General features: G+C 66.9%; 4 protein-coding genes. All 4 read left to right on the top strand.

Features of this window, described 5'->3' with window-relative positions; all coding sequences use genetic code 11:
* Positions 1 to 569 (top strand): acyltransferase family protein (locus QOC69_RS26300; protein WP_526445199.1); only part of this gene is annotated, 569 nt, incomplete at its 5' end.
* Positions 569 to 1801: a lipase family protein gene (locus QOC69_RS26295; protein WP_526445197.1), complete on the top strand. Its 1233-nt coding sequence runs from the start codon at positions 569 to 571 to the stop codon at positions 1799 to 1801. The genes QOC69_RS26300 and QOC69_RS26295, both read left to right, overlap by 1 nt.
* Positions 1802 to 1922: 121 nt before the next feature.
* Complete coding sequence (locus QOC69_RS26290) at positions 1923 to 2474, top strand: YdcF family protein (RefSeq protein WP_526445195.1); 552 nt, start codon at positions 1923 to 1925, stop codon at positions 2472 to 2474.
* A gap of 60 nt (positions 2475 to 2534) precedes the next feature.
* On the top strand, positions 2535 to 3210 hold a 676-nt coding region (locus tag QOC69_RS26285; RefSeq protein WP_526445193.1), incomplete at its 3' end, for a nucleoside-diphosphate sugar epimerase/dehydratase.

Raw genomic sequence — 3210 nt, 5'->3', positions numbered from 1 at the left:
GGCTGTTGGTGGACTGGGGACCCAACTGGGTCGCGGTGTTCCTGCGGAGCTTCATCGCCAGCGCCGACAACTTCGCGTTCGGAATGTTGGCGGCGGTCGTCGTCGTCGCGATCGAACGGCGAGTACTGCGCGAATCAGTCAGTCGCCGGGTGCGGACGATTGCGGCGGTCGCTGCGCTTCCGGCCGCACTGCTGTGCGCCGTTCTGCTCGGCTCCGGCGGTGTGATGTCGCTGTTCGGTGTCAGTGCGGTTGCCTTGTTGGCTGGACTGGCGATACTCGTGATCGTGGCGCCGCTGATGCGAGGCGAGACTTCGGCCATTGCAAACCTGTTGGAAATGGCGCCGTTTCGATTCATCGGTAAGATTTCCCTCTCGGCGTACCTCTGGCATTTCCCGGTGATGCTCCTGCTCGGTCGTGCCGGCGTGATGGCAAGCGACACCCTCGGCGGGATGTTGTGGAACGTGGCGATCGGTCTCAGCGCGGCGGTGCTGATCTCCGTGGTCACGTACTACGTCGTGGAACGGCCCGCAGTGAACTGGGCGAAGCGATACCGGTACGGGATGGTGTGATGGGCAAGACGCTGCGGGGGGTCGCGCTGACGCTGACCACCACGCTCGGCGTCATCTTGCTGGCGGCATCGCTGCCCGCGTCGTGGACGGTGGCCACCGGGCTGCTCGGATCGATTACGCGATCCGGCTCGCAAGCCGTTCCGATTCAATCCGCAGATCTCAGTGGGACCGGGCCCGGATCGTTGGTCAGCGCGTTGACCATGCCGGGTCTGGCGGCGAGCTCCGAAGGCCTGCACCTTCAGGCGGCGCGGGTGGTGTACCGGTCCACGTCCGGAGACGACGGGGCGCCAACGGTGGTGTCGGGCACCGTCTTCGTGCCGCTGGGGCCCCCACCGCCCGGTGGTTGGCCCGTCGTCGCGTTCGGGCACGGCACCACCGGCATCGACGAGGAATGCGCGCCGTCCAACTCCGCTTCGCTGATGGGTATGTCCAGCGTGGTGGCCGGGCTGGCCGGAAAGGGTTTCGCCGCCGTCATGCCGGATTACGAGGGCCTCGGTGCGCCAGGCACGCACCCGTACACCGACGCCAGGACGGCCGGACTCAACATGATCGACGCCGTTCGTGCGTTGCGTGCCACCTTCAAGAACGTCTCCACGCGGTGGGCGGCGCTCGGGCACTCGCAAGGTGGTGGCGCTGCCTGGGCGGCTGACGAACGGGCCCGCGTCTATGCGCCCGAACTCGACCTGGTCGGTGCGGTGGCGTTGTCGCCGGCGGCCGACGTCACCAAGCTCGTCGACAAGGCGCAAGCGGGCACGCTGACACCGGACCAGGCACTGGCGTTCGTGTTGGTCGTCGAATCGCTGGTGCGTCGGTTTCCCGTTCTGAATCGCGACGACTACAGCCACGGGGCGGCAAGGCGATCCTGGGATGTGCTCACTGCCTGCGCGGGGCCGCTCGTGGAGCGCCGGGCTCAAGCGGCGGCCGGCCTGGTACCGGCCGACATTGCGCCGAGTTCGACGGTTGCGGCGGCCCGGATGCGTCAACAGCTCCAACGATGGGCGCTGCCCCAAGGGCCGCTGTCGGCTCCGCTGTACGTCGTCTATGGAAGCAACGACACCCTCATCGACGCGCAGTGGACCACTGATGCCATCGCACGGGCGTGTTCGCTGGGTGGCCCGATCGTCTGGGACCTGCAGCCGGGCAAGGGGCACGGAGACATCGACTTCAGCGCGGCGCTTCTGTGGATCGTGGACCGCTTCGCAGGCAAGCCGGTGACGAATGAGTGCCCGTGACCGAAGGAACCGACGGTGACGTCTCGCCCGGGTGACGGTGGTCGTTCGATGCGAACGACGTCAGCCCGCGACGCTCGTCGCGACGAACTGGCGGAGCATGTCCCGCGGTAGAGGCTTGCTGGTGGCCGTCGAAGCCGTCGTCGTGGTCGTCGCCATCTGTCTGCTCGCCATGGGCGCCGGCGGCTACGTGTTGTTCACCAACGCCACGGTCGACGAGCTCCAGCGCGCGGATGCGATCATCGTGCTCGGCGGTGAGCATGACGGCCGTGAGGACTACGGACTCTCCCTGGCGCGAGACCACTGGGCGCAGACCGTCGTGATCTCCAACCCATACGGGCCGGGTGACCCCGTCATGCAGCGGGTATGCCGGAGCACTGGCGACATCGACGTCATCTGCCTGCGGCCGTCGCCATTGACCACCCGTGGCGAGGCCGAGATGATGCGACAGCTGGCCCGGGAGCGCGGCTGGGCCAAAATCATCGTCATCAGCTGGCGATATCACGTGCCGAGGGCCCGCCTGATCTTCCGTCAGTGTTTCTCCGACGAACCTCACTCGACCGTCATGTTGGCCGTACCGCGGCGCTACCGCTACTCGCCGCTCGATTGGGAGTTCGTTTACGCCTACCAATTCGGTGGCCTCGCGAAAGCCATCACGCTGGGTGAATGTTCGTGACCTGGGTATTTCCTGAATGTGTGGCGTCCGCTGGCAAACAGTGTCATAGTGTTACGGAACATGGGGGCAAACCAAGTCGCGCAGGCTGCCAGCAAACAGGAGGTGTGGCAACCGATGTCGGTGGCAGAACAGGTCTTCACACCCGCCAGGACGCCCCTTAGGGAGGTCAGTCAGTCGGATGGCCCGCGGTGGCAGCGCCGCTACGTGCGCGCACTCATCGTCACCGACGTACTGGTCGTGGTGGCCGCCATGGCGTGCGCTCAGATGATCAAGTTGGGGCGGCCGATCACGGCGCTCGATCCGGCGTCGATCTACTTCTCGGTCTTGTCGGTCTGCGTGGCCGCCATCTGGCTGGCTCTTCTTGCGGCCTACCGCACCCGTTCACCGCGCATCGTCGGTGCCGGCGTCGAGGAGTATCGGCGCGTGGTGTCCGCGACGTTGGCCACCATCGGCGTGGTCGCGGTCGCCCTGATGATCTTCCGGCCGGAGTACGCCCGCGGCTACCTGGCCGTCGCGTTCCCGCTCGGGCTGGCCGGCCTGGTGGTCGGCCGCAATATCTGCCGGGGTTATCTGGCCAAGCAGCGCCGTCGCGGACGCTGCGTGGTGACGGTGCTCGCCGTCGGTGACGCACGGGCCGTCCGCAGCCTGGTTCAGTCGCTGACCCGCGGCTGGGGATACGGATACTCGGTCATCGGCGTGTGCCTCACCGGGCGCAGTTCGGGCGGCACCATCGACA

It is taken from the genome of Mycobacterium sp., assembly GCF_032162105.1.
Classification (GTDB): Bacteria; Actinomycetota; Actinomycetes; order Mycobacteriales; family Mycobacteriaceae; genus Mycobacterium.
This window is presented reverse-complemented; position numbering and strand designations above follow the sequence as displayed.

Excerpts from the sequence above, each read along its gene's own strand:
- QOC69_RS26295 (WP_526445197.1), top strand. The coding sequence starts at position 569 with ATGGGCAAGACGCTGCGGGGGGTCGCGCTGACGCTGACCACCACGCTC.